General features: G+C 65.0%; 20 protein-coding genes and 3 pseudogenes. 9 read left to right on the plus strand and 14 right to left on the minus strand.

Annotation, left to right across the window (positions count from 1 at the left end; all coding sequences use genetic code 11):
• Positions 1–76: 76 nt before the first annotated feature.
• Positions 77–970, plus strand: a complete 894-nt coding sequence (locus M1B34_RS27235; RefSeq protein ID WP_123331452.1) for a LysR family transcriptional regulator — start codon at positions 77–79, stop codon at positions 968–970.
• 2 nt (positions 971–972) lie between these two features.
• On the opposite strand, the pseudogene M1B34_RS27240 reads toward M1B34_RS27235, so the two are convergent.
• Together M1B34_RS27240 and M1B34_RS27245 are read right to left on the minus strand one after the other, a co-directional pair.
• Positions 973–1,813: pseudogene (locus tag M1B34_RS27240) on the minus strand (NAD-dependent protein deacetylase).
• A gap of 89 nt (positions 1,814–1,902) precedes the next feature.
• A complete protein-coding gene (locus tag M1B34_RS27245) occupies positions 1,903–2,856 on the minus strand; it encodes a helix-turn-helix transcriptional regulator (protein ID WP_268266736.1) in 954 nt (317 codons plus the stop codon).
• Positions 2,857–3,009: 153 nt separating this feature from the next.
• On the opposite strand from M1B34_RS27245, the gene M1B34_RS27250 reads away from it, so the two are divergent.
• Genes M1B34_RS27250 through M1B34_RS27260 form a run of 3 tightly spaced genes read left to right on the plus strand, consistent with a single transcriptional unit; the run spans position 3,010 to position 7,291 of the window.
• Positions 3,010–5,016, plus strand: coding sequence for a TonB-dependent receptor (locus M1B34_RS27250; protein ID WP_268266737.1), 2,007 nt, complete (start codon positions 3,010–3,012; stop codon positions 5,014–5,016).
• The gene (locus M1B34_RS27255) at positions 5,013–6,053 is read left to right on the plus strand and encodes a class I SAM-dependent methyltransferase (protein WP_268266738.1); all 1,041 of its coding nucleotides are present in this window, start codon (positions 5,013–5,015) and stop codon (positions 6,051–6,053) included. The genes M1B34_RS27250 and M1B34_RS27255 overlap by 4 nt, the downstream gene beginning before the upstream one ends.
• Positions 6,050–7,291 (plus strand): MFS transporter, encoded by a 1,242-nt coding sequence (locus M1B34_RS27260; protein ID WP_268266739.1) that lies wholly within the window; start codon positions 6,050–6,052, stop codon positions 7,289–7,291. The genes M1B34_RS27255 and M1B34_RS27260 overlap by 4 nt, the downstream gene beginning before the upstream one ends.
• Positions 7,292–7,339: 48 nt before the next feature.
• Here the strand turns inward: M1B34_RS27260 and M1B34_RS34175 are convergent, their stop codons facing one another.
• The 4 genes and pseudogenes from M1B34_RS34175 to M1B34_RS27275 all read right to left on the minus strand — a co-directional run bounded on the left by M1B34_RS34175 (position 7,340) and on the right by M1B34_RS27275 (position 12,820).
• Positions 7,340–8,203 (minus strand): methyl-accepting chemotaxis protein, encoded by an 864-nt coding sequence (locus tag M1B34_RS34175; protein ID WP_425273548.1) that lies wholly within the window; start codon positions 8,201–8,203, stop codon positions 7,340–7,342.
• Positions 8,198–8,971: pseudogene (locus M1B34_RS34180) on the minus strand (CHASE3 domain-containing protein); the annotation flags it as partial. The pseudogene M1B34_RS34180 and the gene M1B34_RS34175, both read right to left, overlap by 6 nt.
• Positions 8,972–9,282: 311 nt before the next feature.
• Positions 9,283–11,496 (minus strand): LTA synthase family protein, encoded by a 2,214-nt coding sequence (locus M1B34_RS27270; protein ID WP_268266741.1) that lies wholly within the window; start codon positions 11,494–11,496, stop codon positions 9,283–9,285.
• A gap of 259 nt (positions 11,497–11,755) precedes the next feature.
• Positions 11,756–12,820 (minus strand): AbrB family transcriptional regulator, encoded by a 1,065-nt coding sequence (locus M1B34_RS27275; protein WP_268266742.1) that lies wholly within the window; start codon positions 12,818–12,820, stop codon positions 11,756–11,758.
• 134 nt (positions 12,821–12,954) lie between these two features.
• On the opposite strand from M1B34_RS27275, the gene M1B34_RS27280 reads away from it, so the two are divergent.
• Positions 12,955–13,860, plus strand: coding sequence for a LysR family transcriptional regulator (locus M1B34_RS27280; protein ID WP_268266743.1), 906 nt, complete (start codon positions 12,955–12,957; stop codon positions 13,858–13,860).
• A gap of 87 nt (positions 13,861–13,947) precedes the next feature.
• Here the strand turns inward: M1B34_RS27280 and M1B34_RS27285 are convergent, their stop codons facing one another.
• The 5 genes and pseudogenes from M1B34_RS27285 to M1B34_RS27305 form a co-directional block, all read right to left on the minus strand.
• A complete protein-coding gene (locus M1B34_RS27285) occupies positions 13,948–14,388 on the minus strand; it encodes a CBS domain-containing protein (RefSeq protein WP_123331470.1) in 441 nt (146 codons plus the stop codon).
• A 171-nt stretch (positions 14,389–14,559) separates the two neighbouring features.
• Positions 14,560–15,699, minus strand: coding sequence for an N-methyl-L-tryptophan oxidase (gene solA, locus M1B34_RS27290; protein WP_425273549.1), 1,140 nt, complete (start codon positions 15,697–15,699; stop codon positions 14,560–14,562).
• Between the two features lie 71 nt (positions 15,700–15,770).
• Entirely contained in the window at positions 15,771–16,295 is a 525-nt protein-coding gene (locus M1B34_RS27295) for a DUF2867 domain-containing protein (protein WP_268266745.1), read from the minus strand.
• Between the two features lie 137 nt (positions 16,296–16,432).
• Positions 16,433–17,233 (minus strand): transporter substrate-binding domain-containing protein, encoded by an 801-nt coding sequence (locus M1B34_RS27300; protein WP_268263593.1) that lies wholly within the window; start codon positions 17,231–17,233, stop codon positions 16,433–16,435.
• A 24-nt stretch (positions 17,234–17,257) separates the two neighbouring features.
• Positions 17,258–18,648 (minus strand): annotated as a pseudogene (locus M1B34_RS27305) (amino acid permease).
• A gap of 205 nt (positions 18,649–18,853) precedes the next feature.
• Between M1B34_RS27305 and M1B34_RS27310 the strand changes: the two are divergent.
• From M1B34_RS27310 to M1B34_RS27320, 3 genes are all read left to right on the plus strand, one after another.
• Positions 18,854–19,315, plus strand: a complete 462-nt coding sequence (locus M1B34_RS27310; protein WP_123331479.1) for an Lrp/AsnC family transcriptional regulator — start codon at positions 18,854–18,856, stop codon at positions 19,313–19,315.
• A gap of 233 nt (positions 19,316–19,548) precedes the next feature.
• A complete protein-coding gene (locus M1B34_RS27315; protein WP_123331481.1) occupies positions 19,549–20,163 on the plus strand; it encodes a YitT family protein in 615 nt (204 codons plus the stop codon).
• A gap of 33 nt (positions 20,164–20,196) precedes the next feature.
• The gene (locus tag M1B34_RS27320; RefSeq protein WP_268266746.1) at positions 20,197–21,393 is read left to right on the plus strand and encodes an amino acid aminotransferase; all 1,197 of its coding nucleotides are present in this window, start codon (positions 20,197–20,199) and stop codon (positions 21,391–21,393) included.
• Positions 21,394–21,417: 24 nt separating this feature from the next.
• On the opposite strand, the gene M1B34_RS27325 is transcribed toward M1B34_RS27320, so the two are convergent.
• Positions 21,418–22,302: a LysR family transcriptional regulator gene (locus tag M1B34_RS27325; RefSeq protein WP_268266747.1), complete on the minus strand. Its 885-nt coding sequence runs from the start codon at positions 22,300–22,302 to the stop codon at positions 21,418–21,420.
• Positions 22,303–22,456: 154 nt separating this feature from the next.
• Here M1B34_RS27325 and M1B34_RS27330 point away from each other — a divergent pair, with 154 nt between their 5' ends.
• Positions 22,457–23,983, plus strand: coding sequence for an MFS transporter (locus tag M1B34_RS27330; protein ID WP_268266748.1), 1,527 nt, complete (start codon positions 22,457–22,459; stop codon positions 23,981–23,983).
• A 159-nt stretch (positions 23,984–24,142) separates the two neighbouring features.
• Here M1B34_RS27330 and M1B34_RS27335 read toward each other — a convergent pair whose 3' ends face one another.
• Both M1B34_RS27335 and M1B34_RS27340 read right to left on the minus strand, forming a co-directional pair.
• Complete coding sequence (locus M1B34_RS27335) at positions 24,143–25,240, minus strand: polyamine ABC transporter substrate-binding protein (RefSeq protein ID WP_123331488.1); 1,098 nt, start codon at positions 25,238–25,240, stop codon at positions 24,143–24,145.
• 181 nt (positions 25,241–25,421) lie between these two features.
• Positions 25,422–25,807: ABC transporter permease subunit (locus M1B34_RS27340; protein WP_268266749.1), on the minus strand; the 386-nt coding region annotated here is incomplete at its 5' end.

Consider the following 25,807-nt stretch of genomic DNA (forward strand, 5'->3'; position numbering starts at 1 on the left):
GGCAAGCGGCAAGCGGCAAGCCACAAGCCCATCCGGCTTTTCTCTTGCTGCTGCCGCCCCCTTGGAGCTCCCCACCATGACCGTTAAACAGATCCGTGCCTTTCTGGCTGTTGCCCACAGCTTGAGTTTTGCTGTGGCCTGCGAGCGGCTGCATCTGTCGCAGTCGGCTTTGAGCCTGACCATCAAGGCCCTGGAAGAAGGCTTGGGTGGGCGTTTGTTTACCCGCAATACGCGCAACGTGGCCCTGACTCCGGAGGGCGAGGCCCTGGTGCCGTTGGCCCGGCGCTTGATTGCCGACTGGGACAATGCCGAAGACGAGTTGCGCCAGCGGTTCACCCTGCAGCGGGGGCGGGTGACCCTGGCTGCGATGCCGTCCTTTGCCGGTAACCTGCTGCCGCCGATCCTCAAGGTATTCCGTGCCCGTTACCCCCAGGTGAATGTCACGGTCAACGATGTGATCAACGAGCAGGTGCTGGAGATGGTCCGCGACCGCGAGGTGGAACTGGGGGTGGCCTTCGAGCCGCAGGACAGCGCGTCCCTGGCGTTCACTCCGTTGTACATCGACCGTTTCGTCGCCGTGGTGCCCAGCGATTCGCCCCTGGCCCAGCGCCGTGACATCGATTGGCAGACCCTGTTGCAACAGCCCTTTATTACCCTGCAACGGCCGTCCACGGTGCGGGTCATGCTGGAAGAACACTTGCGCGCCCGGGGCATGCCGCTGCCGGTGGAGTTTGAAAGCCATCAATTGGCGACCGTGGGCCGCATGGTTGCCAGCGGCCTTGGGGTGAGTGCGGTGCCGGCCCTGTGTGCGGGGCAGATGCGCGAGCTGGGCGCCCATTGCCTGACCCTGGGGGAGCCAGTAGTCGAACGGGCGATTGGCGTGCTGACCAAGCCCGGGTACGAGCTGTCGACGGCGGCCCAGGCGCTGTTCGACATCCTCCGCGAGCAGGCCTTGCCGGTCGGCCACTGAGTTCAGGCGCCCAGGCGCTCGGCCAGCAGCGGTAGCAACTGCTCGCAGGAAACGGCGATCTTCAGGTCAAGCAGGTCGTCGGCGCGGGTCTTGCCCATATTGATCGCCAGCAGCGGCTTGCCCTGGTCGACCACTGCCCGGCACAGGCGAAACGCCGAATAGGCCATCAGCGACGACCCCACCACCAGCAAGCCTGCGGCCTGTTGCACCGCTGCCTGAGCCTGGGCGGCCGTGGCGGTGGCCACGTTCTCGCCAAAAAACACCACGTCTGGCTTTAACCGATCGCCGTCGCAGAGGGGGCAGCGGGGCACCTGGAAACGCGCTTCGAAGGCCGGGTCCAGGAGGGTGTCGCCGTCCGGCGCCTGCTGCGCATCGACACCGGCCAGGTAAGGGTTGGCGGCTTCCAGTTGCTGTTGGATGGCCGCCCGCTGGCTGCGTTCGCCGCAGTCCAGGCACAGCACCCGGTGCAGGCTGCCGTGGAGTTCGATGACGCCCTGGCTGCCGGCCTGGTCATGCAGGGTGTCGACGTTCTGGGTGATCAGGGCGCTGATCTGCCGCCGCGCCTGCAACTGCGCCAGGGCCTGGTGCGCGGCGTTGGGCCGGGCCAGGCAGATGCGCGGCCAGCCGAGCATGGCCCGGGCCCAGTAGCGGCGCCGCGCCGTGGCCTGGCCGAGGAACTCCTGATACATCATCGGCTGCTTGCCCCGGCGTACGCCGTCCGGGTCGCGGTAGTCGGATCCCGCAGGCGGTGCTGATGCCGGCGCCGGTCAGGACCACGAACGGCCCCTCGGCCATGCGCGGGATCAAGCGGTCGAGGGCCCTCTGGGCTTGGCTGTCGATCATGATGGCGGCTGATGTCCTGGGTCGCGACGGGCCATCAGGATTAAACCCAAAGGCCCATGGGCGCCAGTGTTTTTGCGCAAGGGCGTGTGTCAGCGGCGTTTGCCGAACACCGATTTGGGCGTCTTGCCGAAGAACCGGGCAAAGGCCGAGGTGAAGTTGTGCGGATGGCGATAACCCACCTGGTACGCCGCCTGGGCCACCTGGCAACCGCCCTCCAGCAGGGCGTGGGCGCGGTGCATGCGCAGTTCCAGGAGCATGCGTTGCGGGGTGCTGTTGAAGCGGTAATGCAAACCCTGCTTGAGCTTGAACTCGTTGAGCCCGACCGCCGCACAGAGGTACGCCACGGTCAGCGGCTGGTCCAGTTGGCGGCCCATGATGTCGCGCACCCGCTCCAGCTTTTCCAGGTCGTCGGCGCTGAAGCGCGGGTGGCTGGGCGGCTCTGGCGGGCTCAGGTGCTTGAGTTGTTCGGCCAGCAGGCTGAGGCCGTGGATGTGCCGTTGCAGCCGGTCGGCCGGGCCGGCGCTCAGGGCCTTGGCCAGGCTGAGGCTGGCGGCTGAGGTGGGTTCGAACGCCAGTTGGCGCAGGTGGCCGTTGCCCAGCAACTGGCGGGCGCGGGCTGCCCCCAGGTAGCTGCCGAGCAGCTCTTCACCCACCAGCAGGCGCAGTTGTGAAACACGGCTGCCGGCCGGGTAACGGCGTTCGCCCTGGCTGACCTGAAAGCTGGTGACCGTGGTGTGCCCGGCGCGAAAGGCCACCGCCGCGCCGTCGGCGCCCAGGTAACCCGAATCGCCCTCCAGGCCAAAGGTCAGCACCAGCATGGGCCGGTTGTGGGGGCTGGCGGTGTCTTCCAGCAGCGTCCGGCTCGGGCGATAGCACGAGCGCAGCAGCATCAGGTCGGGGGCCAGGGCCAGCCCTTCGGAGTAGCACTCACCACATTCGTCGGGTAACTGCTGGCGCTGCCAGCCATCGGCGACGGTGCTGAGGTGGCGCGGTTGATCGGCGGTCACCCGGTAGGACTGAGATGCTTTGTTGGCGAGCGCCACGGTGTTTCCCTCCCTGGCTCCGGTTGGCAGAGGAATGGCTCCGGAATGCAGAGCAACATACATGATAATGGTTCGCATTAGTCAATAGCCTGTTGCCCATTCGCTGCCCACCCTCAAAGGACGTGGCAGCTTGATCAATCAAGGGGGAACAGGATGAACAAACAGGTAGGGAAGGTCGGTAGCTATTCGCTGCTGGTGGGGTGCTGGTTGGGCGCCAGCCCGGCCCTGGCGGCGCCCACCGAGCTGGCGCCGGTCATGGTCACTGCCAACAAGGTCGAACAGGCCCAGGAACAGGTGCCGGCCAGCCTGACGGTGGTCAACGCCGAAGACCTGGCCAAGGGCGCCATCAACGACCTTGAGCAACTGGCCCGCAGCACCCCGGGGTTCACCTTCCAGCCCTTTGGCCAGTCCGGCACCCACTTGCCAGTGGTGCGCGGCCTGAGCGCCGGGGCCACGGCGTTCTCCTCGTCGATGCTGATGCTGGTGGACGGGGTACCGACCTTGATGGGCCAGGGCTTCGACCACAACCTGCTGGGGGTGGAGCGCATTGAAATCCTCCGCGGCCCGCAATCCACCCTCTATGGACGCAATGCCGAAGCCGGGGTGCTGAGCGTCCACACCCGCCAGCCGGGCGCCGAACCTTACGCGCGGCTGGCGGCGGGTAGCGGCAGCCGGGGACGGCGCGACCTCAGTGCCGACACCAGCACCGAGCTGCTGGCCGATAGCCTGTCGCTTGGGGTGGCCGGCCAGTGGCTGCAGCAGGACGGCTTTATCGACAACCGCTACCGTGGCGGCCAGGCCGATGATCGCGAGCGTCACAGCGCACGCACCGTGCTGCGCTGGGCCCCCGGACCCGGCGCTGAGTTCAGCGGCACTGAAGTCAACCTGCGTTACAGCCGCCAGGACTACCGTGACGGCGGCTCGCTCTGGGGGCCGCTGGATGCCCGGCGCCGGGACGTGGCCTCTGGCACCTCCAGTTGGAACCATTCCAGCGGTCGCAGCCTGTCCCTGGACCTGGTCCATGAATTCGACTCCGGCCTCAAGCTGCGTTCGATCACCGCGCGCAATGACTTCTACGATCGGGTACGCCAGGACACCGACTTCCAGCCCGTCGACCGCTTCCATGTGCAGCGCGATTACCACATGAATACCTTGTCCCAGGAGCTGCGCCTGGAAGGGCAGTGGGGCACCAGTCAATGGCTGCTTGGGGCCTATGCCGACCGCGATGATCACGACCTGTCCTTTACCCAGAAACTGCCGCTGCGTCTGAACCGCACCGACGTGCAACTGGGGGGCAACACCACGGCCCTGTTCGGCCAGTGGATCCAGCCCCTGGCCGAGAACTGGTCCCTGACCCTGGGGGCGCGGGTGGAGCGCGACCAGGTGCACATCGAACCCGACAGCGGTAGCCGACAAAGCGCGCAGTGGCAGCGCTTCACCCCCAAGGCCGCCCTGCAATACCAGTGGCAGCCCGACGCCTACCTCTATGCCAGCTACGCCGAAGGCTTCCGCGCCGGCGGCTTCAATGCCTTCTCCAGCGCCGCCCATTACCCCGGCTATGACCCGGAAAAAGTCAACACCTATGAGGTCGGCGCCAAGGGCTGGCTGGTCGACCAGCGTCTGCGCTATTCGGCGGCCCTGTACTGGATGGACATCAGCGACATGCAGGTGCAGCAGATCGTCCAGCCCGGCGTGGTGTACATCACCAACGCCGCCGCAGCCCGCTCCAGCGGCCTGGAGCTGGAGGCTGAATACCTGTTCGCCGAGCACTGGCGCCTGCTGGGCTCCCTGGGTTTGAACCGCACCCGCTTCGACAGTTTTCGCGAAGGCAACAGCGACTACCAGGGCAACCACAACCCCTACGCCCCGGACGTCACCGGTCACCTCGGCCTGCGTTACGACGCCGACGCCGGCTGGTACGCCCAGGGCGCGGTCAGCGCCGTGGGCAAGACCTACCTCGATTCGGCCAACCAGTACCGCCGGGGCGGCTACGGCTTGATTGACCTCAACGCCGGCTACGACTTCGGCCACTACGGCCTCTCGGCCTATGTAAAAAACGCCGCCGACAAGCGCTACGACGCCGTCGGCTACCTCAATGGCACCGCCCGGGTCTACAGCCCGCCGCGGGAAATCGGCCTGCAAGTGAGTTACGAACTATGAACGACCTGAACCTCGACGCGGCCCATCCGCTGCAACCCTATTGGGACCTGGCCCTGGCGGCGGTGCGTGGCGAAGCCCTGCGCATGGCCCTGGAATGGCAGTTGTTCAGCCGTTTGCAGCAACCGGCCAGCGCCGCTGATGTCGCTCGCCAGTTGCAGTTGGATGCGGAACACACCGGTCTCTGGCTGGAGACCCTGTGGAGCATGGAGCTGCTAAAGCGCGACGCGCAAACCCCGGCGCTGTACCGCAACACGCCACTGGCCGAGCGTTACCTGCGGGCCGAGGCGGCGGATTACTGCGGCGATGCTTGGGTTTTTCGCCTCCAGGGCCTGCGCCAGTTCGCCGGGCAATTGGCCGAACGGGTGCGTGAGGGACGGCTGGCCCCGGCACCGGGCAACAGCGCCGCAACCATCGAGCACTGGACCGCCGCTGCTCGGGTGCAGATAGCTCAGGAACAACGGGCGGTCACCGTCGACCTGGCGCGACGGCTGATGAGCCGGATCCCCGAATTCGCCAGTGCCCGGCGCCTGTTGGATGTGGGGGGCGGTCCGGGTCTGGTGGCCATCGCCCTGGCCGGGGACAACCGGTTGTTGCACGGCGAGGTCTTCGATTTTGCCCCGACCGTGGCGGTGGCCGCCGAGAACATCCGCGCCGCCGGCCTGGAGCAGCGCCTGGGCGTGCGTGCGGGCGACCTGGCCACGGACCCCATCGGCGAAGGCTACGACCTGATCTGGTGTTCTTCGGTGTTGCATTTCATGCCGGACCTGGACGCCACCTTGCGCAAGGTCCACGGCGCCCTGCGCCCCGGCGGGGTGCTGGTCAGCGCCCATGCGGAAATCCCGCTCCAGGCCTGCGCAGCCCAGCGGGTGATGCCCTATTACCTGGCGATGCAGATGCAGGGGCGCCGGGTGACCCGAGCGGGCGAACTGCGCGAAGCCTTGGCGCGCAATGGCTTCGGCACCTTCGATGAGTACCCCGACCTAAGCTTTGCCGTGGCCCCGGTGACGGTGCTGGTGGCTCGGCGGGAGGCGCCATGAACCGTCGGCTGGAGCCGGGGGGCTGGGGCCGGCAACTGCTGTTTGGCTGGCTGCATGTTGCCCTGGCCTTGCCCAGCATTTACCTGCTGCTGGGGCTGCCCCTGGTGATGCGGGAACAGGGCTGGAGCGGCACCGAGATTGGCCTGTTCCAACTGGCCGGGTTGCCGGCGCTGGGCAAGGTGCTGCTGGCCTTACCGGTGCAGCGTTATCGCGCTGCCAGTGGCCATTACCGGGCCTGGGCCATGGGCTTGTGCCTGCTGTTGGCGCTGTTGCTGGTGTTGATCAGCCAGCAGGGAATGGCAGCCCCACGCCTGTGGTTGTTCGGCCTGGCCCTGACGGCCAGCTTGCTCGCCACCTGGGCGGACATCCCGGTGAACGCCCTGGCCATCAAGCTGCTGCCGGGTGCGCAGCAGGTGCGGGCCGGCAGCATTCGCTCGGCGGCGCTGTTCCTCGGGGCCATTGTCGGCGGCGGGGTGATGTTGCTGGTCCACAGCCGCTGGGGCTGGGAGGCGCCGTTTGGCTTGATGGCGGCGGTGTTGTTGGGCGCCTTGGTGCTGCTGTGGCGGCTGGATGAAGGCCATGAGGCGGGCGCCGAAGTGCCTCGGGCATTGCCTTTACTGGCGACCTGGAGCGGGTTCTTTCGCCAGCCTGGCGCCCGGCTCTGGAGCGGGGTGCTGCTGGGTGGCTTCCCCTTTGTCGGTGCGGCCTGGCTGTACCTCAAGCCCTTGTTGCTGGACCGTGGCATGGCCATGGAGCAGGTGGCTTGGGTGGCCGGGGTCGGAGGTGGTTTGGTCGGGGCCTTGGCCAGCCTGTGGGCGGCGCGCTTGATACGGCGTTGGGGCCTGGGTTTGGCGCTGCCGGTGTTTCTCGGTGGGGCCTTGCTGGCCCTGGTCGGCCTAGGCATCGCGGTCTACGGGCAGGTGTCACTGCCTTGGCTGGTGCTGGCGGCCTTGTGCCTGGCCACGGCCATGGGCGCGGTGTCGACGCTGGTGTTCGGGGTGATGATGGCGTTGGCCCGGGACCAGCGCCAGGCCGCCGACTACGGCCTGCAAGCCAGCCTGTTTGTCCTTGGCCGGCTGCTGGTGCCGATCGCGGCAGGGTGGTTTCTGGATCGCGGCGGTTACCTGGGCATGCTCGCCGGGTTGTCCCTGGGGATGCTGCTGGTGTGGCTGGCGGTGCTGGCGGCCCGGGGCTCCCTGGCGCCAGCGAGCAGCGCCGAGGGGCGACCCCAGGAGTGAGCCATGGGCCCGGGCCAGGGCGTGGCACCAGGCCCGGGCCGGATGCCGTCAGAGGCGGAACACATTCACCTGTTTCTCCAGGTTCTGCGCCAGCTGTTGCAGGGCGCGGGCGGTCTCAGTGGTTTCCTCCACGGCCTGGCTGTTCTGCTGGGACATCTGGGCGATGCGCTCGACGTTGCGCGCCACGTCCTGGCTGGCGGCGGTCTGTTCGCGCAGGGCCAGGGAAATCTGGTCCACCACCCGCACCACATTGCCCGAGGACTGGCGAATCTGCACGATGGCTTCCCCGGCCTGCTGTGCCAGTTCGACGCCGGTTTTCACCTGCTCCACGCCCACGTCCATGTTGCTGACAGCGTCCCGGGTGCCGACCTGGATCTTCTTGATCATCTCGGTGATTTCCTGGGTCGAGTTGGCGGTGCGTTGCGCCAGCAGTCGCACTTCATCGGCGACCACGGCAAAACCACGGCCTTGTTCCCCGGCGCGGGCGGCTTCGATGGCGGCGTTGAGGGCCAGCAGGTTGGTTTGCTCGGCAATGCCCTTGATCACGCTGACGATGCTGGAGATCTGTTCCGAATGCTGGTCCAGCTCGGCGATCTGGGTGGCCGAGGCCTGCACGGTATCGGCGATCAGGCGCATGCTGGCCAGGGTGTTCTGGATCACGCTGCCGCCTTCCTCGGACTGACGCCCCGAGTCGCTGGACATGCTGTGGGCTTCGCCGGCGTTGTCGGCCACGTGGTTGATGCTGACGGTCAGCTCTTCCACGGTGGCGGCCATGGACGAGGCGGAGTGGGATTGCTCGTGGGCCGACGCCGAGAGTTGGGTCGAGGCGCTGGAGATGCTTTGCGAGGCTCCGACCAACTGATCGGCCCCTTGCTTGATCTCGGTGATCATCGACCGCAGGCGCTCCTGCATGGCGGCAAAGGCGCCGAGCAGGTTGCTCACTTCATCCTGGCCAGTGCTGACGATCTGGCTGTCCAGGCGGCCGCCGGCAATCGCCTTGGCCACGTCCACGGCCTGGCGGATGCGCCCCACCAGGTTGCTCGACAACGACCAGGCCACCAGCATGGCCAGCACCGCTGCGGTCAAGCCGCCGCCCATCAGGATCCACAGCGCCGAACGCTTGGCCTCGTCCATGGCACTGGAGCGGGCTTCGAGCAGGCGTTTTTCGTCGTCCCGCAGCTCGCCGATCAACTGGCGCATGCCGTCCATCTTGGCCTTGTCACGGCCCTCGGCGATCCGCTCGGCCAGGGCACTCAGGGGCTGGCTGCCCGCGTTCACGGCGCGGCGCAGGTCGAGGTTGGTCTTCACGTCTTCCTGCATCCACTGCTCATTCAGGCGCTTGACCTGCTCCAGGCGTGCCTGCTGCGTAGGGTTGTTCTGGGTGCTGGCCTTGATCCGCGTGTAGTAGTCGTTGAAGGCCTTTTCGCCGTCCTGCAGGGGCTGGAGAAAACTCTCGCGACCGGTCAGGGCAAAGCCGCGCATGCCGGTTTCAACGTTGATCAGGCCGCGCAGCATGGCGCCGGATTCGTTCAATACCTCGTAGCTGTGAATGTTGCTTTTAACGCTGCTGCTGACTTGATCGAAGCCGCGCAGGGCGGCCAGTACCAGCAGCAGGATGATCAGCAGGACGACACCGAAACCGGCGTACAGCTTTTGCGAAATGCTCAGATTGGAAAACATAGGCGGGGCAGCTCCTAAACCGTTGACTGAATGCTTCACAGGCGCTTGCCGTTACTGGGGCGAAGTGATGGCTCAATGATGTTCAAATGACATCGACGGTCGGACTAAAGCTGTACAAAAAAAGTTTCATGTACAGGAAATGTTTTTTGTAAGGGGGGCGGGGAAGGGGAGCTATTGCAGGCGGTCTTGCGGGGGTGATCGCTACAGGTGGAGGAGGCGCTGGATGCTGCAACCGGCGTGTAGGAGCTGGCTTGCCGGCGATGGCGGTCTCGAGGACGCTATCGCTGGCGAGCCAGCTCCTACAGGAGGGGTTAGCTGGATTGGGCGGTGTCGGCGTCGGGCAGGTCTTCCAGGGGTTCTTCCTGGCCGGGCACTTCAGTGACCACGCTGAAGTCGCTGACTTCAATGGCGCCGTGGCCGTAGCCCAGCAAGTGGAAGGAGAAGGCCTTGCGCGACTCCGGGTTGTCAAAACGGAAGTCCAGTTCCAGGGGCTGGTCCGGGGTCACCAGCATTTCACCGTCCGGCAGGCCCAGTTGCACGTCCTGCTCCAGTTCCTTGGCCTTGAGCAGGATGTAGGCGTTCTGCTGCGGGTCCAGGGAGCGTACTTTCAGGCGCACGCTGGTCTGCGAGCCCTTGGGCATTTCCAGGTACTGGGCGCCGATCAGGTTGTCGGCCCAGTCATCTTTGATCTGCGCCTGCAGCGGGATCACCGCCGGGCTGCCGAACTGGTAGTGCTGGTTCAGCGGGGTGCGCAGCAGGGTGCGGTCCAGGGCCGTGGCCCGGGCGCTGATCTGCCGTGCCCGCTGGCCGCCGTACTGGCCCTGCAAGGTGGCGCGCTCGGCGATAAAGCCCGGGCTGGCGTAGTAGCGGCAGCGCTGCTGGAAGTCGCACTCGGTGAAGGTGCCCTGGCCATCGTGGTAGCGCAGCTTGCCGTTGGTGTAGGACATGATCTCGCGGCCGCTGCTGTAGTCGCGGAACAGCGAGCGGCCGCTGAGGGCTTCGGGCACCGGCAGGGCGAAATAGTCGAGGATCGACGCGCTGAGGTCGATGTGCCCGTAGGTGCCGGTCTTGATGTGGGGCAGTTGCGCCTGCTCCGGCGCCAGGGTCAGGTTGAAGCCCCAGGACGAGGCCAGGCGCACACCGTCGATGCCATGGGATTCGTCCGAGGTGATGACCACCAGCGTGTCTTTCAGCACACCCTGGCGTTCCAGGCCGCTGAGGAACTGCTCCAGGGCGTCATCCAGGTAGGCCACGGCGGCCTGCTTCGGCGAGTCGTAGCGCTCCAGGTACGCCTCGGGGGCCGAGTAGGGCTGGTGGGTGCCGACGGTGAGCAGGGTCAGCATCCAGGGCTTTTTCTGTTTCTTCAGTTGGCCGACGTAGGTCAGGGCGCCTTCGAAGAAGGCCTTGTCGTCCTTGCCCCAGGGGAATTCCAGGTAGTTGTCGTTCTTGAACCACTCCAGGCCGCGGGTGGTGCCGAACCCGATGTGGGGCATGATTTTGTCTTTGGCCATGAAGCGCAGGCCGGCGCCTTGCAGGTAGTGGGTGGCAAAACCGTTCTTGCGCAACTGGGCCGGCAGGCAGGCCTTGTTGCGTTCATTCTGGGTGAGCATTTCCACACCCTTGGGGGTGCCGTTGTCGAGCTTGTCGTACTCGCCGCAAAGCATGGCGTACAGGCCGCGAATGGTCTGGTGGCTGTGCAGCACGTAGTCCGGGGTGTTCATGCCGCGCTCGGCCCAGCGGCTGAGGTTGGGCATCAGGTCCTCGTGGTAGCTGCTGTTCAGCGCCTGGCGGTTGGCGCCGATGTAGGCCCCGGGAATGCCCTCCAGGGCGATGATCAGCACGTTGCGCGCGCGGCCGGGGCCGGGCAGGACTTTCTCGCCTTGCAGGTCGAGTTGGGTCAACCCGAGCATCGGCGGCGGTACATCCACGGCATCGCCTTCGAGCCAGTCTTCGGCGCGGGTCTGCACTTCACCCACACCGGCCGCCAGCAACTGGTGGGGCAGGTTGAACAGTTGCCATTGGTCGGCGTCGGACGGTTGCAGGTGCTGGCTGCCCCAGTGGGCGACGAGCAACAGCAGCGGGGCGCACCAACTGTAGCGCGGCAAGGCCGGCGCGGTGCGCGAGCGACAGTTCCACAGGGTCAGCAACCACAGCACCAGCCCGCCCAGCAGCGCACCGCCGAGCCAGGGTTGGGCGAAACCGCCCCCGCTGGAGTTCTCCACGAACTGTGGGTCGATCAGGTAGTGCAGGTCGGTGGGCGTGGGCATCCGGCCCACGGCGCTGACCAACTCGGCGTTGGCCAGGGTGAACAGGCTCCACACCAGCAGCACCGGCAGCGCCAGCCACCAGGGCCGGCGATACAGCAACACGATCAGCAGGCTGCCGATGCCCAGGTCGGACACGTAGCCCAGGGGGTCGTCCCAGCCGAGTACGCTGCGCAGCAGTAATGGCACCAACAACACCCAGATGATCAGGGCGATTAGCGAGGCGCGAGGGTGATGTAATCCTTGACGAATGAAGTTCACAAAAAAATCTTCCAACCATTAAACCGTCACAAAAGTGTGCGCGATGGTATCAAGCCAGGGCGGCCAAGGGCGGGATATTCATGGCCAGGCGGTGGCCGTTATGGGCCCTCCCAGGCTGTGCAGCGTTGCGCTGATCACCGCCAGAGGCCCTGGAGGCCTTGGGGAATGGGGGTTGAGGGGGTTTCGACGGGCGTTGGAATAACTGTTTCAGGCTGTTTAACCAGGCGGCAGTCGGGCGCCGCCTGGAGGCTATGCGGGGCTACCTGGCCCACTTGATGATCAACCGGGCAAAGAACGCCCCGCTGACAATCACCGCAAACAGCCGCAGGGTCTGCATGGCCAGCACCAGGCCGACATCGGAGTGGGTATCCACCGCGATGATGGCCATGGCGTCCAGGCCGCCGGGGCTGGTGGCCAGGTACAGGGAGAGAAAGTCCTTGCCCAGCCAGTGCGCCAGCAGCCAGGCGGAGAATGCGCAGAGGGTGATCAGCAGCACCGCGCCGAGGATCATTGCCGGCAGGTGGCCGAACACGTAACGCAGGGTCGGACGGTCGAAGCGCAGGCCGATGTAGCAGCCGATGGCGCCGTAGGCACAGGCCAGCAGCCCGTTGGGCAGGGTGATGTGCAGCAGGCCGCTGACTTGCAGCGCGCCCCCCAGCAGCAGCGGCACCAGCAGGGCCCCGGCCGGCACCCGCGAACCCAGCAGCACGCCGAGGAGGATGGCGCCCAGGGTCAGGCCGAGGTTGAACAGGCTGAAGCCCTGCAGGGCCAAGTCGCGGGTATGCACCTTGCTGCCACCGCCGGTGGCGCCGATCCAGTGGCTGACCAGGGCGCCGATCATCACTACGCAGACCACCCGCACGTATTGCATGGTGGCCACGACCCGGGCATCGGCCCCGAAATCATCGGCCATCGAGACCATGGCCGACGCCGCGCCCGGTGCGGTGCCCCAGGCGGCTGTGCTGGCGGGAATCCCGGCGAAGCGCACCAGGGTCAGGCCCACCAGGGCACTGAGGCAGACCGTGAGCAAGGTGGCAAAGAGCATCACCGGCCAGGACTGGAGCATGGCAGTCAGCACGGCGAGGGTCATGGCATGGGCAGCAAGCATGCCCACTGTGCCCTGGCCCAGGCGAAACACCAGGCGCGGTACACGAATGCTGGCGCCGCATACGCCAAAGACGATGGCCATCAACATGGGCCCGAGAAATTGCCCGGCCGGCACCTCCAGGTGCTTGAGCCACTGGCCGCTGCCACCGGCCAGCAGCACCAGCGCCAGCCATTGCAGGGCGACGGGCCAGGTGTGCAGGGATAAACGTTGTGCCACGGGAGGACTCTCCAAGGCGCCGGCCGCTCCTGTTGCGGGAGCGGTGTTGCCAGCGACAGGGCAAATTATTGATAGCGCAATTGATCACGTCCAGTTTCTAATTGTGATCAACCCATAACTTTGGTTGATCGATCATGGACCTGCGTGACCTGACCTATTTCGACACCATCGCCGAGCTCGGGCACCTGGGGCGGGCGGCGCAGAAGCTCAATCGCAGCCAGCCGGCCCTGAGCAAAAGCATCCAGCGCCTGGAGGAGTCGTTCGGCATCAAGCTGTTCGAGCGCGATGGCCGACGTATCAAGCTGACCCCGGTGGGCGCGTTGCTGCAACAACGGGGGCGACAGCTGCAGCAGAGCATCGCCGAGACCCACCGCGAGGTGCGGGACTTCGCCAGTGGCGTGCTGGGCAATATCCGCCTGGGCTGCGCCGCAACCATGGCCGAGCACTTGTTGCCCCAGCTCACCGCGACCCTGCTGGAGCGGGCGCCGGAGATCACCCTGAACCTGGTGATCGGCCAGGACGACATGCTGCGCGAGTCCTTGCGTTCCGGGCGCCTGGACATGGTGATCTGCCCGATGTTCGACGGTGACCCGCAGTTGCTGCCCCATGGTTTGTTCGACGACGAAGCGGTGGTCGTGGCCAGCCCGGATCACCCGGTGTTCGATGGGCCGATTCGCATGGCCGAGCTGTGCGCCTATCGTTGGGTGCTGCCGGCCACCAGTGTTTCGGCGCGGCGCTGGATCGACAATGCATTCCAGGCCCACGAGTTGCCGTTGCCCTCGGTGCAGATCGAGACCAACTCGATTTCCCTGCTGCCGCGGCTGATTGCCAAGACCCGCCTGTTGAGCTTCCTGGCCCGGGAAACCCTCGAAGACGTCAAAGGCAGCACCCTCTTGCGGGAAGTGCCGCTGGCGGCCACCACCATGAAGCGCACCATCGTCGTGGCGGTTCGGGCGGGGGCGTACCTGTCACCGGCGGCGCAGACCATGCTCGACATTCTCAAGCGAGACGGTCGCAGCTTTTTTACGGCGCGGGCTTAGACGGGATAAGAGCGGGGGGCCAGGGAGCAGCAGGGCGAGCGTCGGGGGGGGACCGGCACGCCGTGCGGGCGTGCCGGCAAGGCGCGGTCATTCTCCGCGGATGTACTGCTCCAACTGGCGAATCAGGTCCGCCTGCTCGGCAATGGCTTCCTTGACCAGGTCGCCAATGGACAGCAACCCCAGCAGCTGGCCGTCTTCCACCACCGGCAAGTGCCGCAGGTGGCTGTCAGTCATGATGCCCATGCAGGTGTCGACGCTTTGATGGGAGTCCACGGTGATCACCGGCGAACTCATGATGGCGCTGACCGGCGTGCCCACCGAAGAGCGACCATGCAGCACCAGCTTGCGCGCATAGTCGCGTTCACTGATGACACCCACCACCACGCCATTCTCCAGCACCGGCAGCGCACCGACGTTTTTCTCGGCCATCAGCATCAGCGCTTCCAGGACCATCTGGTGTGGGGCGATGGTGTGGACTTTCTGGTGCTGTGTGGCCTTGAGCTTGAGTAGTTCAGCGACGCTCTTCATGGGGCGCTCCTGTTGTTATCGCCCGGGCAGCACGGCACCGCCCAGGGGGTTGCTAAAGAATCGTAGAGACTGGGCAAACCGGCAAGGTGGAAAACGCCACTTGAGCGATGAAAAAACGTCACGTGAAGGTTTTTTTTCTCCGCTGGGGCGTTGCAGACCGTTTTTTGACACTCAGGCCCTCGGTGCCGCGGCAAACCGCGCCAGGGAAAAGGCCCCCAGGTCCAGCGTGCTGTGCCCGTCCACCAGCTGTTGCGCCAGGGCTTCGCCGATTGCCGCCGAGTGCTTGAAGCCATGGCCGGAGCAGGCGCTGACCACCGTCACGTTGGCCAGGCGCGGGTGCTGGTCGATGATGAAACCCGAGTCCGGGGTCACGGTGTAGGCGCAGACGCTGGACTTCACCAACTCCGGCAGCAGCCCGGCGAGGTTCGGCCGGACCAGGTGCTGGAACATGGCCTGGGCATCGGCCTCGCTGACCTGGCGGTCGAGGTGGTCCGGCGAGCTGTCGGTGCTGTATTGCTCGGTGGCGATTTTCACACTGCCTTCCCCGGGGATCGGCGGGAAGCCGTAGCAGGCATCGATATCGCCCGCGCCATGGATGATGAAACTGGGCGAATGACTCGGGTACAGCGCCGGTTGATCCAGCCGGTACCAATTGAGCTGTTGCCGACAGACCCGCAGCAGCCCGTCGAAGGGCGCCCCGAGCAACGGCGCCGACCACATGCCAGCGCAGACGATGGCGCGCTTGGCGTGGTAGTTGGCGCCCTGGCCGATGACCTGGACCTGACCGCTCTCGGTGTGCAATTCCAGCACCGTCTCGCCGGTGACCAGGGTCGCGCCCAGTTGCCGGGCCCGGGTCAGTTGGGCCTCGATGCAGCGCTCAGGCCGCACATAACCGCCGCCGGGCTCGAAGTAGCCCAGGGCGCTGTCGTCGATGGGCGCGAACTGCGGGAAGCGCTGGCGGATCTGCCGGGCGTCCAGCACGTCATGCTCGATGCCGTACTGCCGTGCCAGGTCGATGGTGCTGCGGGTAAAGTCCGGCGCGTCGTCGGCGGCGTCCGGGGTGGTGCTGGAGGTCATGATCAAGACCCCGCATTGCTCGAACAGGGGCAGGTTGGTTTCGGCTTCCAGCTCGCGCCAGATCTGCTGGGCGCGGATCGCCAAGGGCACATAGGCCGCGCCTTCGCCCACCGCCTGGCGGGTGATGCGGGTGTCGCCGTGGCTGGAACCCTGGTCGTGGGGCGGGGCGAAACGGTCGATGCCCAGCACCTTCACGCCGCGCTTGGCCAGTTGATACAGGGTCGCGGCGCCCATGGCGCCAAGGCCGATCACCACGACATCGAAAGGTTGTTCTTGCACGGGCGGGTCCTTGTAGAGAAAAAGCTTCAGTGAGGGTTGATGCGCGCCAGCATTCGCGGCGCGATCAAACGATGAAAGGGCGCCACCGGCAGCATGTACAGGCGGCCCAGGCGATTGTGCGGATGCACCACGCACGACAGCACCAGCGGGCGGCGGCCTTCGGCGGTCAGGGGCAGGCGGTTGAGGGCCAGGTACACATCCAGATGCCGATCGCGGTCCACCAGCAGCACTTCGTCGGGGGCCTGGCTCACCAGGGTGAAGATGCCCACCCGGTCATCGGGGTGATAGTCCGCGTCGGGCCGTTGCAGGTCGATGCGGGTCAGCCGTCCCAGGTCTTTCAGGCCCCAGTATTGGACCAGGCGATTGCGCAGGCCCATCAAACGGTCGATCCACGCCGGGGTGGCGGCCATCAAGTGCAAGGCGTGGCGCAGGGCTGTGGGTTCGCTGGCGCTGGCCAGTACGCGCTGGCAATCGATAAAGGACGCGCCGGTCGCCAGGCCGGCGATGGTCGAACCCGCAGGCAAGGGGCAGGCAGTGACGGTGTTGGGCATGGGCGGTTCCTTTCGACGCGATGCGGTGCCGCACTTTACTGCGCCGGTTGCGTTGGCAGGAAGTGTTATTGCACGTTCGTGGACAGCGATAAAAAAGGCGCCCGAAGGCGCCCATTTAGCCGCTCAGCAATGCCTGCTCAGGGCTTGGGCACAGCCAGCCATTGGCCCACGGTGTCCTGGTAGACCCCGGTGGCCTTGGTCAGGTGCAGCCATTGATCCACGTACTGTTTCCAGGCCATGTCGCCCCGGGGCAGCAGGTAGGCTTTCTCGCCGTATTGCAGGAAATGCGTAGGGTTGATGGCGCACAACCCGGGCTTGAGTTTCTGCTGGTAGAGGGCCTCCGAGGCTTCGGTGATCATCACGTCGGCCTGCTTGTTCAGCAGGGCGTCGAACAGGGTCACGTTGTCGTGCAGGATCAACTGCGCCTTGGGCAGGAAGGCGTGGGCAAAGGCTTCGTTGGTGCCGCCCGCCGGCTCGATCAGGCGCACCGAAGGCTGGTTGATCTGTTCCACGGTCTGGTAGCGCGCCTGGTCTTCGCAGCGGGCCAGGGGGATCTTGCCGTCCACGTCCAGGGTGCTACTGAAGAAGGCTTTTTTCTGCCGTTCCAGGGTCACGGAAATCCCACCCACGGCGATGTCGCATTTGCCGGCCTGCATGTCCGGCATCAGGCTTTTCCAGGTGCTGTCGACCCACTGCACCTTGGCCCCGAGGCTGTCCGCCAGGCGTTGCACCAGGCTGATGTCGATGCCGGAGTAGGCGCCGCTGGGGTCTTTGTAGGAGTAGGGCTTGTAGTCGCCGGTGGTGCACACCCGCAACTGGCCTTGCTCCAGCACTCGGTCCAGGTGTGAAGGCGCGGCATCGGCCTGGGCCAGGCCGGGCAGGGCCAGCAGGGCGGTCAGCGGGGCAGTGAACAGGGCAAGGCGGATTGTTTTTTTCATGATGTCCAGGGCTCGGTTCAGGGATTACAAGGCTTGTTCAGGCAGCGACGGCGCCGTGGCCGTCTCGGTGTGGCGTTGGCGCAGACGGTAACAGCCTGCCAGCAACAGCAGCCACACGGGAATCAGCAACACGGAAATCCGTGTGCCGGGGGTCAGGTACATCACCAGCAGAATCCCCGCGATAAAGGCCAGGCACAGGTAGTTGGTCAGGGGCTGGCCCCAGCTTGGGTAGCGGCTGGGCGTGCCGCTCAGGCGCTTGGCCTGGCGGAACTTTAAGTGGGTGATGCTGATGATCGCCCAGTTGATCACCAGGGCCGAGACCACCAGCGACATCAGCAGCTCGAAGGCCCGACCCGGCATAAAGTAGTTGATCAGCACGCACAGGCCGGTGGCCAGGGCCGAGACGCCAAGGGCGGTCAGGGGCACGCCACGGCGGTTGACCTTGAGCAGGGCCTTGGGCGCATTGCCCTGCAAGGCCAGGCCGAACAGCATGCGGCTGTTGCAGTACACGCAGCTGTTGTAGACCGACAGCGCGGCGGTCAGCACCACGATGTTCAGCACCGTGGCCACGAGGTTGCTGTCCAGGGCGTGGAAGATCATCACGAACGGGCTGCCGCCTTCCACGACCTTGGTCCAGGGGTACAGCGACAACAGGATGGCCAGGGCGCCGACGTAGAACAGCAGGATGCGCCAGATCACCTGGTTGGTGGCCTTGGGGATGCTGCGTTGCGGGTCGTCGGCCTCGGCGGCGGTGATGCCGACCAGCTCCAGGCCGCCGAAGGAAAACATGATCACCGCCATGGCCATGACCAGCCCGCCGACGCCGTGGGGGAAGAACCCGCCCAATTGCCAGAGGTTGCTGACGCTGGCCTCGGGGCCGGCATTGCCGCTGAGCAGCAGGTAGCTGCCGAAGCCGATCATGCTGACGATGGCCCCGACCTTGATGATGGAAAACCAGAACTCCATTTCGCCGAAGAGTTTGACGTGCAGCAGGTTGATGGCATTGATCAGCACAAAGAACACTGCGGCGCTGGCCCAGGTCGGAATGCCCGGCCACCAGTACTGCACGTAGATGCCCACTGCCGTCAGCTCGGCCATGCTCACCAGCACGTACAGCACCCAGTAGTTCCAGCCCGACATGAACCCTGCCAGGCGGCCCCAGTAGCGGTTGGCAAAATGACTGAAGGAGCCGCTGACCGGCTCCTCGACCACCATTTCACCGAGCTGGCGCATGATGAAAAATGCGATCAGGCCAGCAATCGAATACCCTAGCAACACGGCCGGCCGGCCATCTGGATGGTTTGCGCGATGCCCAGGAACAGCCCGGTGCCCACCGCGCCGCCCAGGGCGATCAGTTGGATATGACGATTCTTCAGGCCACGTTGCAGTGGTTTTTCCAAGGGTTGTTCAGCCATGGGGCTTCCTCAAAACGCGTGTGGTAGGAGGCGCTGTGGGGCCGGCGATGGCCGGTTGCCGCTGAGCGCTCGTGGCGAGGCTGAGAGCAAAAACAAGGCCAGGTTTTTTGGCCGGATGGATTCGTGGTGCGGCAGAGGCCGTCGGAAGGGGCGCTTTCAGGCCCACTCAAGGCCACGTTCAACGACCGAATAAAACGAGGAAACAATGAGCAAAGTTGACGATTTCGACCTGAAGATTCTGAGCTTGCTCCAGGCCAACGGACGGCTGACCAACCAGGAGCTCAGCGAGCTGGTCGGCTTGTCGGCGTCCCAGTGCTCACGGCGGCGAATCCAGCTGGAACAGGAGCAGTTGATTCTCGGCTATCACGCCCGCCTGGCGGCGCAAGCCGCCAACCTGGACCTGACCTGCATGGTGGAAATTCGCCTGGTCAGCCACGTGCCGGCGCTGGTGGATCAGTTCCATGCCCTGGTGGTGGACACCCCAGCCATTGTCGATGCCTTCAAGACCACGGGGGATGCCGACTACATGCTCAAAGTGGCAGTGGGCGACCTAGCCGGCCTTAACCATTTGATCAGCCAATTGTCAGCCCACGGCAGCGTCGGCCACGTGAAAACCTCGGTGGTGCTGGAGCGACTCAAGGAAAACACCCTGTCCATCGCCTTGTGAGGCGTAGGGCGCACCATTGCGGTGCTTTTTGTGCGTGATGTGTGCGTGAATTGTGCAATTTTGCGTGATTATGTCTTTTTATCTGAATTTGATGCGTGATTTGATCGTTATGTGTAAGAATTTCGCATGAGTTGTGAGTCGGCGGCTTCCGCTGCTGCGCTTCGGCCTCCCCTGGAGGCGCGGTGCAGGGCGGGGAAGCGGGCTCGGATATTGTCTGCGATCGAGTACTGCGTATGGATCAAACCACTGCAACCCCGGCGGCGCGGCACACGCTGCTGGAAGACGGCCTGGCGCTGTTGATTGGCACCTTGATGGTGTCCTTCGGCGTGCTCCTGCTGCGCCAGGTCGGCGCCCTGACCGGTGGCACCGCCGGCCTGGCCTTCCTGGCCCACTACGGCTTCCAGGTGTCGTTCGGCACGGCGTTTTTCCTGATCAACCTGCCGTTCTACTACCTGGCGATCCGTCGCATGGGCTGGGCCTTCACCCTCAAGACTTTTTGCGCCGTGGCCCTGGTCTCGGTCTTCAGTGACCTGCATGCGCGCTTTATCCATATCGATCAGTTGCAGCCGCTGTACGCGGTGTTGCTGGGCAACCTGATCATGGGGCTGGGTTTTATTGTGCTGTTCAGGCACAAGGCCAGCCTTGGTGGGGTTAATATCCTTGCCCTGTACCTGCAGGACCGCTTCGGCATCCGTGCCGGCAAATTGCAGATGGCGGTGGACGTCATGGTGGTACTGGCGTCGCTGTATGTGGTGAGCCTGCCACTGTTGCTGGTGTCCATCGCCGGTGCCGTGGTGTTGAACCTGATCATCGCCATGAACCACCGTCCCCATCGTTATTCGGCCTGATCCCGGGCCTTACCAATCCAGGAGTATTGTTCAGTGTTCCAGCATGTCGATGCCTACGCGGGTGACCCGATTCTCTCGTTGATGGAGACCTTCAAGCAGGACCCCCGCGCCGATAAGGTCAACCTGGGTATCGGCTTGTATTACAACGAAGACGGCATCATTCCCCAGTTGCACGCGGTGCGTGTGGCCCAGGCGCAGATCGCCGCCCAGGACCACGACGCGTCCCTGTACCTGCCCATGGAAGGCCTGGCGCCGTATCGCCAAGTGGTGCAGGCGCTGTTGTTCGGCGAGCAGCACCCGCTGCTGCAGGCTGGGCGCGTGGCCACGGTGCAGACCGTGGGCGGCTCGGGGGCGTTGAAGGTCGGGGCGGATTTCCTCAAGCGCTACTTCCCCGAGGCCGAGGTCTGGGTCAGCGATCCGACCTGGGACAACCACCGGGTGCTGTTCGCCGGGGCCGGTTTCAAGGTCCACAGCTATCCCTACTTCGACCCGCAAACCCGGGGCGTGGATTTCGCAGCCATGCTCGCCACCCTGGAACAGGTGCCGGCCGGCAGCATCATCCTGCTGCACCCGTGCTGCCATAACCCCACCGGTGCCGACCTGACGCCCGCGCAGTGGGATCAGTTGATTGCCCTGGTGGTACGCCGTGACCTGCTGCCGTTCCTCGACATTGCCTATCAGGGCTTTGGCGGCACCCTCGACGAAGATGCCTATGCCATTCGCGCCATGGCCGACGCCGGTATTCCCTTCTTGGTGAGCAACTCGTTCTCCAAGATTTTCTCCCTGTACGGCGAGCGCGTTGGCGGCCTGTCGGTGGTCTGCGAAGACACCCAGGCGGCCGACCGAGTGCTGGGGCAACTCAAGTCCACGATACGCCGCAACTACTCCAGCCCGCCGGCCTTCGGGGCCCAGGTGGTGGCGCGGATCCTGCGGGACCCGCTGCTCAAGGCCGACTGGATCGCCGAGGTCAAGGCCATGCGTGAACGTATCCTGGAAATGCGCAGCCTGCTGGTCGGTGCGATGAAACAGGTGCTGCCGGCACAGGACTTCGACTACCTGCTGCGCCAGCGTGGCATGTTCAGCTACACCGGTTTCAGCGTGGCGCAGATCAGCCGCCTGCGCGATGAATTCGGCGTGTACCTGATCGACAGCGGCCGGGTGTGCATGGCCGGCTTGAACCACGGCAATGTACAGCGCGTGGCGGCGGCGTTCGCGGCGGTCAATCGCTGACCCCAAGGAGGTGCCGAGACGCGGCTAGGGCGCCTTGCGCCGCCGTTGCGTGCAGCTCGGTGCCTCTGCCATGGCCAGCAGCAGTTGGCCCAGTTCTTGTGCGGCGGGGCTTTGTTCGCCAGCGCCCCAGGCCAGTAGGAAATGCGCCGTGGGCAGCGGCGGCAAGCCGTACTCGCCGTCGATGATGCGCAGGCCCGGCTTGAGGTCACTGGCCATTTGTACCGTGACACCGAGCCCGGCCAGCACCGCTGTGCGAATCCCTTCCTGGCTCGGTGAGCTGAACGCCAGGTGCCATGGCGTCGCGCTGTGCTGCAAGGCATCCACCCCCACTTGGCGATTGACGCAGGGCATCGGGGCCAGGGCCAATGGCAGCGAGGTCTCGGCGTTCCAGTCGAAATGTTGTGCGGCCACCCAGACAAACTGTGCGCTGCGCAGCACGGGGTCGCTGCTGGCAAGCCCCGGTTCCGAGAGCACCACCGCCAGGTCCAGTTCGCCGGCCTTGAGCATCTTGCGCAAGTCCAGGTAGGTGCCGACATTCACGTCCAGGCGCACCTTGGGAAAGGCCCTGGAAAACTGCCCCAGCAGCGGCGGCAGGCGCTCACCCATAAAGGTTTCCGGCACCCCGAAACGCACCACGCCACACAGCTTCGTCGGTTGGAACCGCTGGGCCAGGGCGTCCATGGCGCCGAGAATGGTGTGGGCGTGGTGCAACACCTCCTGGCCCTCTTCAGTCAGGGTCAGGCGCCGGGTGGTTCGGTACAGCAGGGGGCGGCCCAGTTGTTCTTCGAGGCGACGAATCTGATGGCTGACCGCTGACTGGGTGAGGTTCAGGCGCTCGGCGGCGCGGGTAAAGCCGCCGCTTTCCTGGACGGCGACCAGGGCGCGCAGCAGGGAGGGATCGATGTCCATGGGCGGTGCTCTATCTATGATGGAAATTACTGAATGCTAATAAATTAAATCATTTCCGTCATCAAGGCCGTATGCCCAGACTTCAGCCTCCAGCCGGCTGGGGCGTTGCCCCGGACGTGGGCTGGACTCGCCTACGGACTTTGGAAAACCCTCGATGCCCCCTTCAGATTCGCGTAACCACCAGGCCTTGGCCGCCATCTGCCTGGCTGCCTTGATGTTCGGCCTGGAAATCTCCAGCGTACCGGTGATATTGCCGGCCCTTGAACAGCACTTGCGGGCTCGTTTCACGGACCTGCAATGGGTCATGAATGCCTACACCCTGGCCTGCACCGTGGTGTTGATGGCCACCGGCGCATTGGCCGACCGCTTTGGCCGCAAGCGCTTGTTTGTGCTGAGTATCCTGGCCTTTGGTGGCGCCTCGCTGCTCTGCGGGCTGGCCCATGACACAGCTCTGTTGATCGCCGCCCGTGGCGTTCAGGGCATCGCCGGTGGCGCGATGCTGATTACCCAGGTGGCGATCCTCTCCCAGCAATTTCGCGAGGGGCGCGAGCGTGGCCGGGCCTTTGCTGCCTGGGGGATGGTGTTTGGCATTGGCCTGGGGTTCGGGCCGATCATCGGCGGCGCCATCGTCGCCGTCAGCAGTTGGCCGTGGATCTTCCTTGTGCACCTGCCCCTGGCGTTGGTGACCTGTGCCTTGGCCATCGGCGGGGTGCGCGAATCGCGCCATGAGCAAACGGGCCGGTTGGATGTCGGCGGCATCCTGCTGTTGTCCCTGGCGGTGCTGGGTTTGACCCTGTTGTTGACCCAAGGCTCGCAGTGGGCCAGCCGGCCGGTCATCGGGTTGGGCATTCTGCTGGCCAGCCTGCTGTGTATCGGCGCATTTGTACGGGTCGAGCGTCGCCACCCGCAGCCGATGTTCGAGCTGGGGGTGTTCAAGAACCGGCCGTTCAGCGGCGCCCTCATGGGCTCCATCGGAATGAACTTCAGTTTCTGGCCATTGATGATTTACCTGCCGCTGTATTTCCAGGGCGCCCTGGGCTACGACAGCGTGGCCTGCGGCCTGGCGCTGCTGGCCTATACCTTGCCGACCTTGGTTTTTCCAGCGGTGGGCGAGCGCCTGGCCCTGCGTTATCAGGCGGCGCGGGTGATTCCTGGCGGCCTATGGTGCATCGGCCTGGGCTTTATGCTGATGTACCTCGGCAGCCGCCAGGTCGATGCCAGCGGGCTGAGCTTGTTACCGGGCTGCTTGCTGGCGGGTATCGGCCTGGGCATCACCAACACCCCGGTCACCAATACCACCACGCGGTCCTTGCCCAGCGCCCGGGCGGGCATGGCGTCGGGAATCGACATGAGTGCGCGGATGATTTCCCTGGCACTGAACATCGCGCTGATGGGCCTGGTTCTGGTGGCGGGAATTGTCGCGTACCTGCAGCCAGGCCTTATCTTTGCGGTGGATGGGCAAACCCTCTATGGCTGGGCGCAAAGCATTGCCGCGGGGCAGCTCTCGGTTGTCGCCGAAGGTGGGCTGCAACCCTTCTCCGAAGCCTCTGCGCGAATGGCCTTGGCTCATGGTTTTGGCTGGGTCCTGCTGTATGGCTGCGTGAGCGTCTGGGGGTTGGCCCTGGGCAGTTGGCTGATCTTCAATCGTCGTCAATGCCCGGCGCTTGGTACCTCGGTGTGAGTCGTTGATGCGCCTGGGCCCGGCATAAAAAAGGCGCCGCCGCGAGCGGCGGGGGCGCCAAGGGTTCACCCGAGCCGAGGGAGCCAGGTGAGGCCGTTCACAGCAGGGTCGCGGTGGTAAGGCGCGACCGGAACGGAATCGGTGAGTGCCCGGGCTGGGCTACTGGCCCAGTTTGACCTTGGTCCAGCCGCGGGTCATGACCCGTTGCACGGCAATTGGTTGGTCCGGCACGGCGTACAGGGTCGCGAGCACGTTTTGTGGCGGGTAGGACGCCGGGTCATTACGGATCGCTTCATCCACCAAGGGCGTGGCCGCTGCGTTGGCGTTGCTGTAGCCGACGCTGTTGGTGACCTCGGCGATGATGTCCGGGCGCATCAGGAAATTCATGAACACGTAGGCGTTATCGACGTTGGCCGCATCCTTGGGGATAGCCACCATGTCGTAGAAGCTGCCTGCGCCTTCCTTGGGAATGCTGTAGTCGATCTGCACCTGGTTGCCGGCTTCCTCGGCCCGGGAGCGGGCTTGCAGCACGTCGCCGGAATAACCCACGGCCACGCAGATATTGCCGTTGGCCAGGTCCGAGATGTACTTGGAGGAGTGGAAGTAGGCCACGCTCGGGCGGATCTTCATAAACAGTGCCTGGGCCTCGGCGATCTGCTGTTTATCCTGGCTGTTCACTGGGTAACCCAGGTAGTGCAGGGCGGCCGGGAGCATTTCCGTGGGCGAGTCGAGGAAGCTGATGCCGCAGGCCTTGAGCTTCTCGGCGTTCTCGGGCTTGAACAGCAGGTCCCAGGAGTTCACCGGGGCGTTGCTGCCCAGGGCCTGCTGGACCTTCTGCGGGTTGTAGCCGATGCCGATCGAACCCCACATATAGGGGAAGGCATAGGCGTTGCCCGGGTCGCTGGCGGCGGCGTTGTTCAGCAGCACCGGGTTGAGGTTCTGCCAGTTCGGCAGCTTGGACTTGTCCAGGGGCTGATAGACCCCGGCCTTGATCTGCTTGGCCAGGAAGCTGTTGGACGGGACCACGATGTCGTAGCCCGACTTGCCGGCCAGCAGCCGCGCCTCCAGGGTTTCGTTGCTGTCGAAGACGTCGTAGGTGACATGGATGCCGGTCTCGGCCTCGAACTTTTTCAGGGTGTCCGGGGCGATGTAGTCCGACCAGTTGTAGACGCGCAGGACCTTGTCGTTGGCCTGGGCGCCGGTGGCCAGCGCGCTCATCAAGGACAGTGCCAGTAGAGTCCTGCCAGGGGTTTTCATGGGTACAACTCCATTTCTTATTGTGCAGAGGGTTGCAGGGGCGGTGCGGGGTTATCGCCGGCAAGCCGGCTACAGGGAAGGTGTGATTGTTGTAGGCGCTGGCTTGCCAGCGATGACGTCCGTGCATACGACCGAAAATCCGGCAGTGGTGCGGATGACGCCATCGCCGGCAAGCCGGCGCCTACGCCGTTGTGGCAGTGCGCGCTTCAGGGGCTTGCCAGCTTTCGTTGGCGGTTTGCTCCATGGCGTCCTGGATCGCCCGTTTACGGTTGGCTTCGGCCTTGCGGCTGAAGTACCAGACCAGGAAGGTGGCGAGCGACACCGCCAACAGAATCAGGCTGGCCACGGCGTTGATTTCCGGTTTGACCCCTAGGCGCACGGCGGAAAAGACTTCCATCGGCAGGGTGGTGGAGCCGGGGCCCGACACGAAGCTGGCCAGCACCAGGTCATCCAGCGACAGGGCGAAGGACATCATGCCGCCGGCCGCCAGGGACGGCGCGATCATCGGGATGGTGATCAGGAAGAACACCTTGAACGGCCGGGCGCCCAGGTCCATGGCCGCCTCTT

This window comes from Pseudomonas morbosilactucae, assembly GCF_023241715.1.
GTDB classification, from domain to species: domain Bacteria; phylum Pseudomonadota; class Gammaproteobacteria; order Pseudomonadales; family Pseudomonadaceae; genus Aquipseudomonas; species Aquipseudomonas morbosilactucae.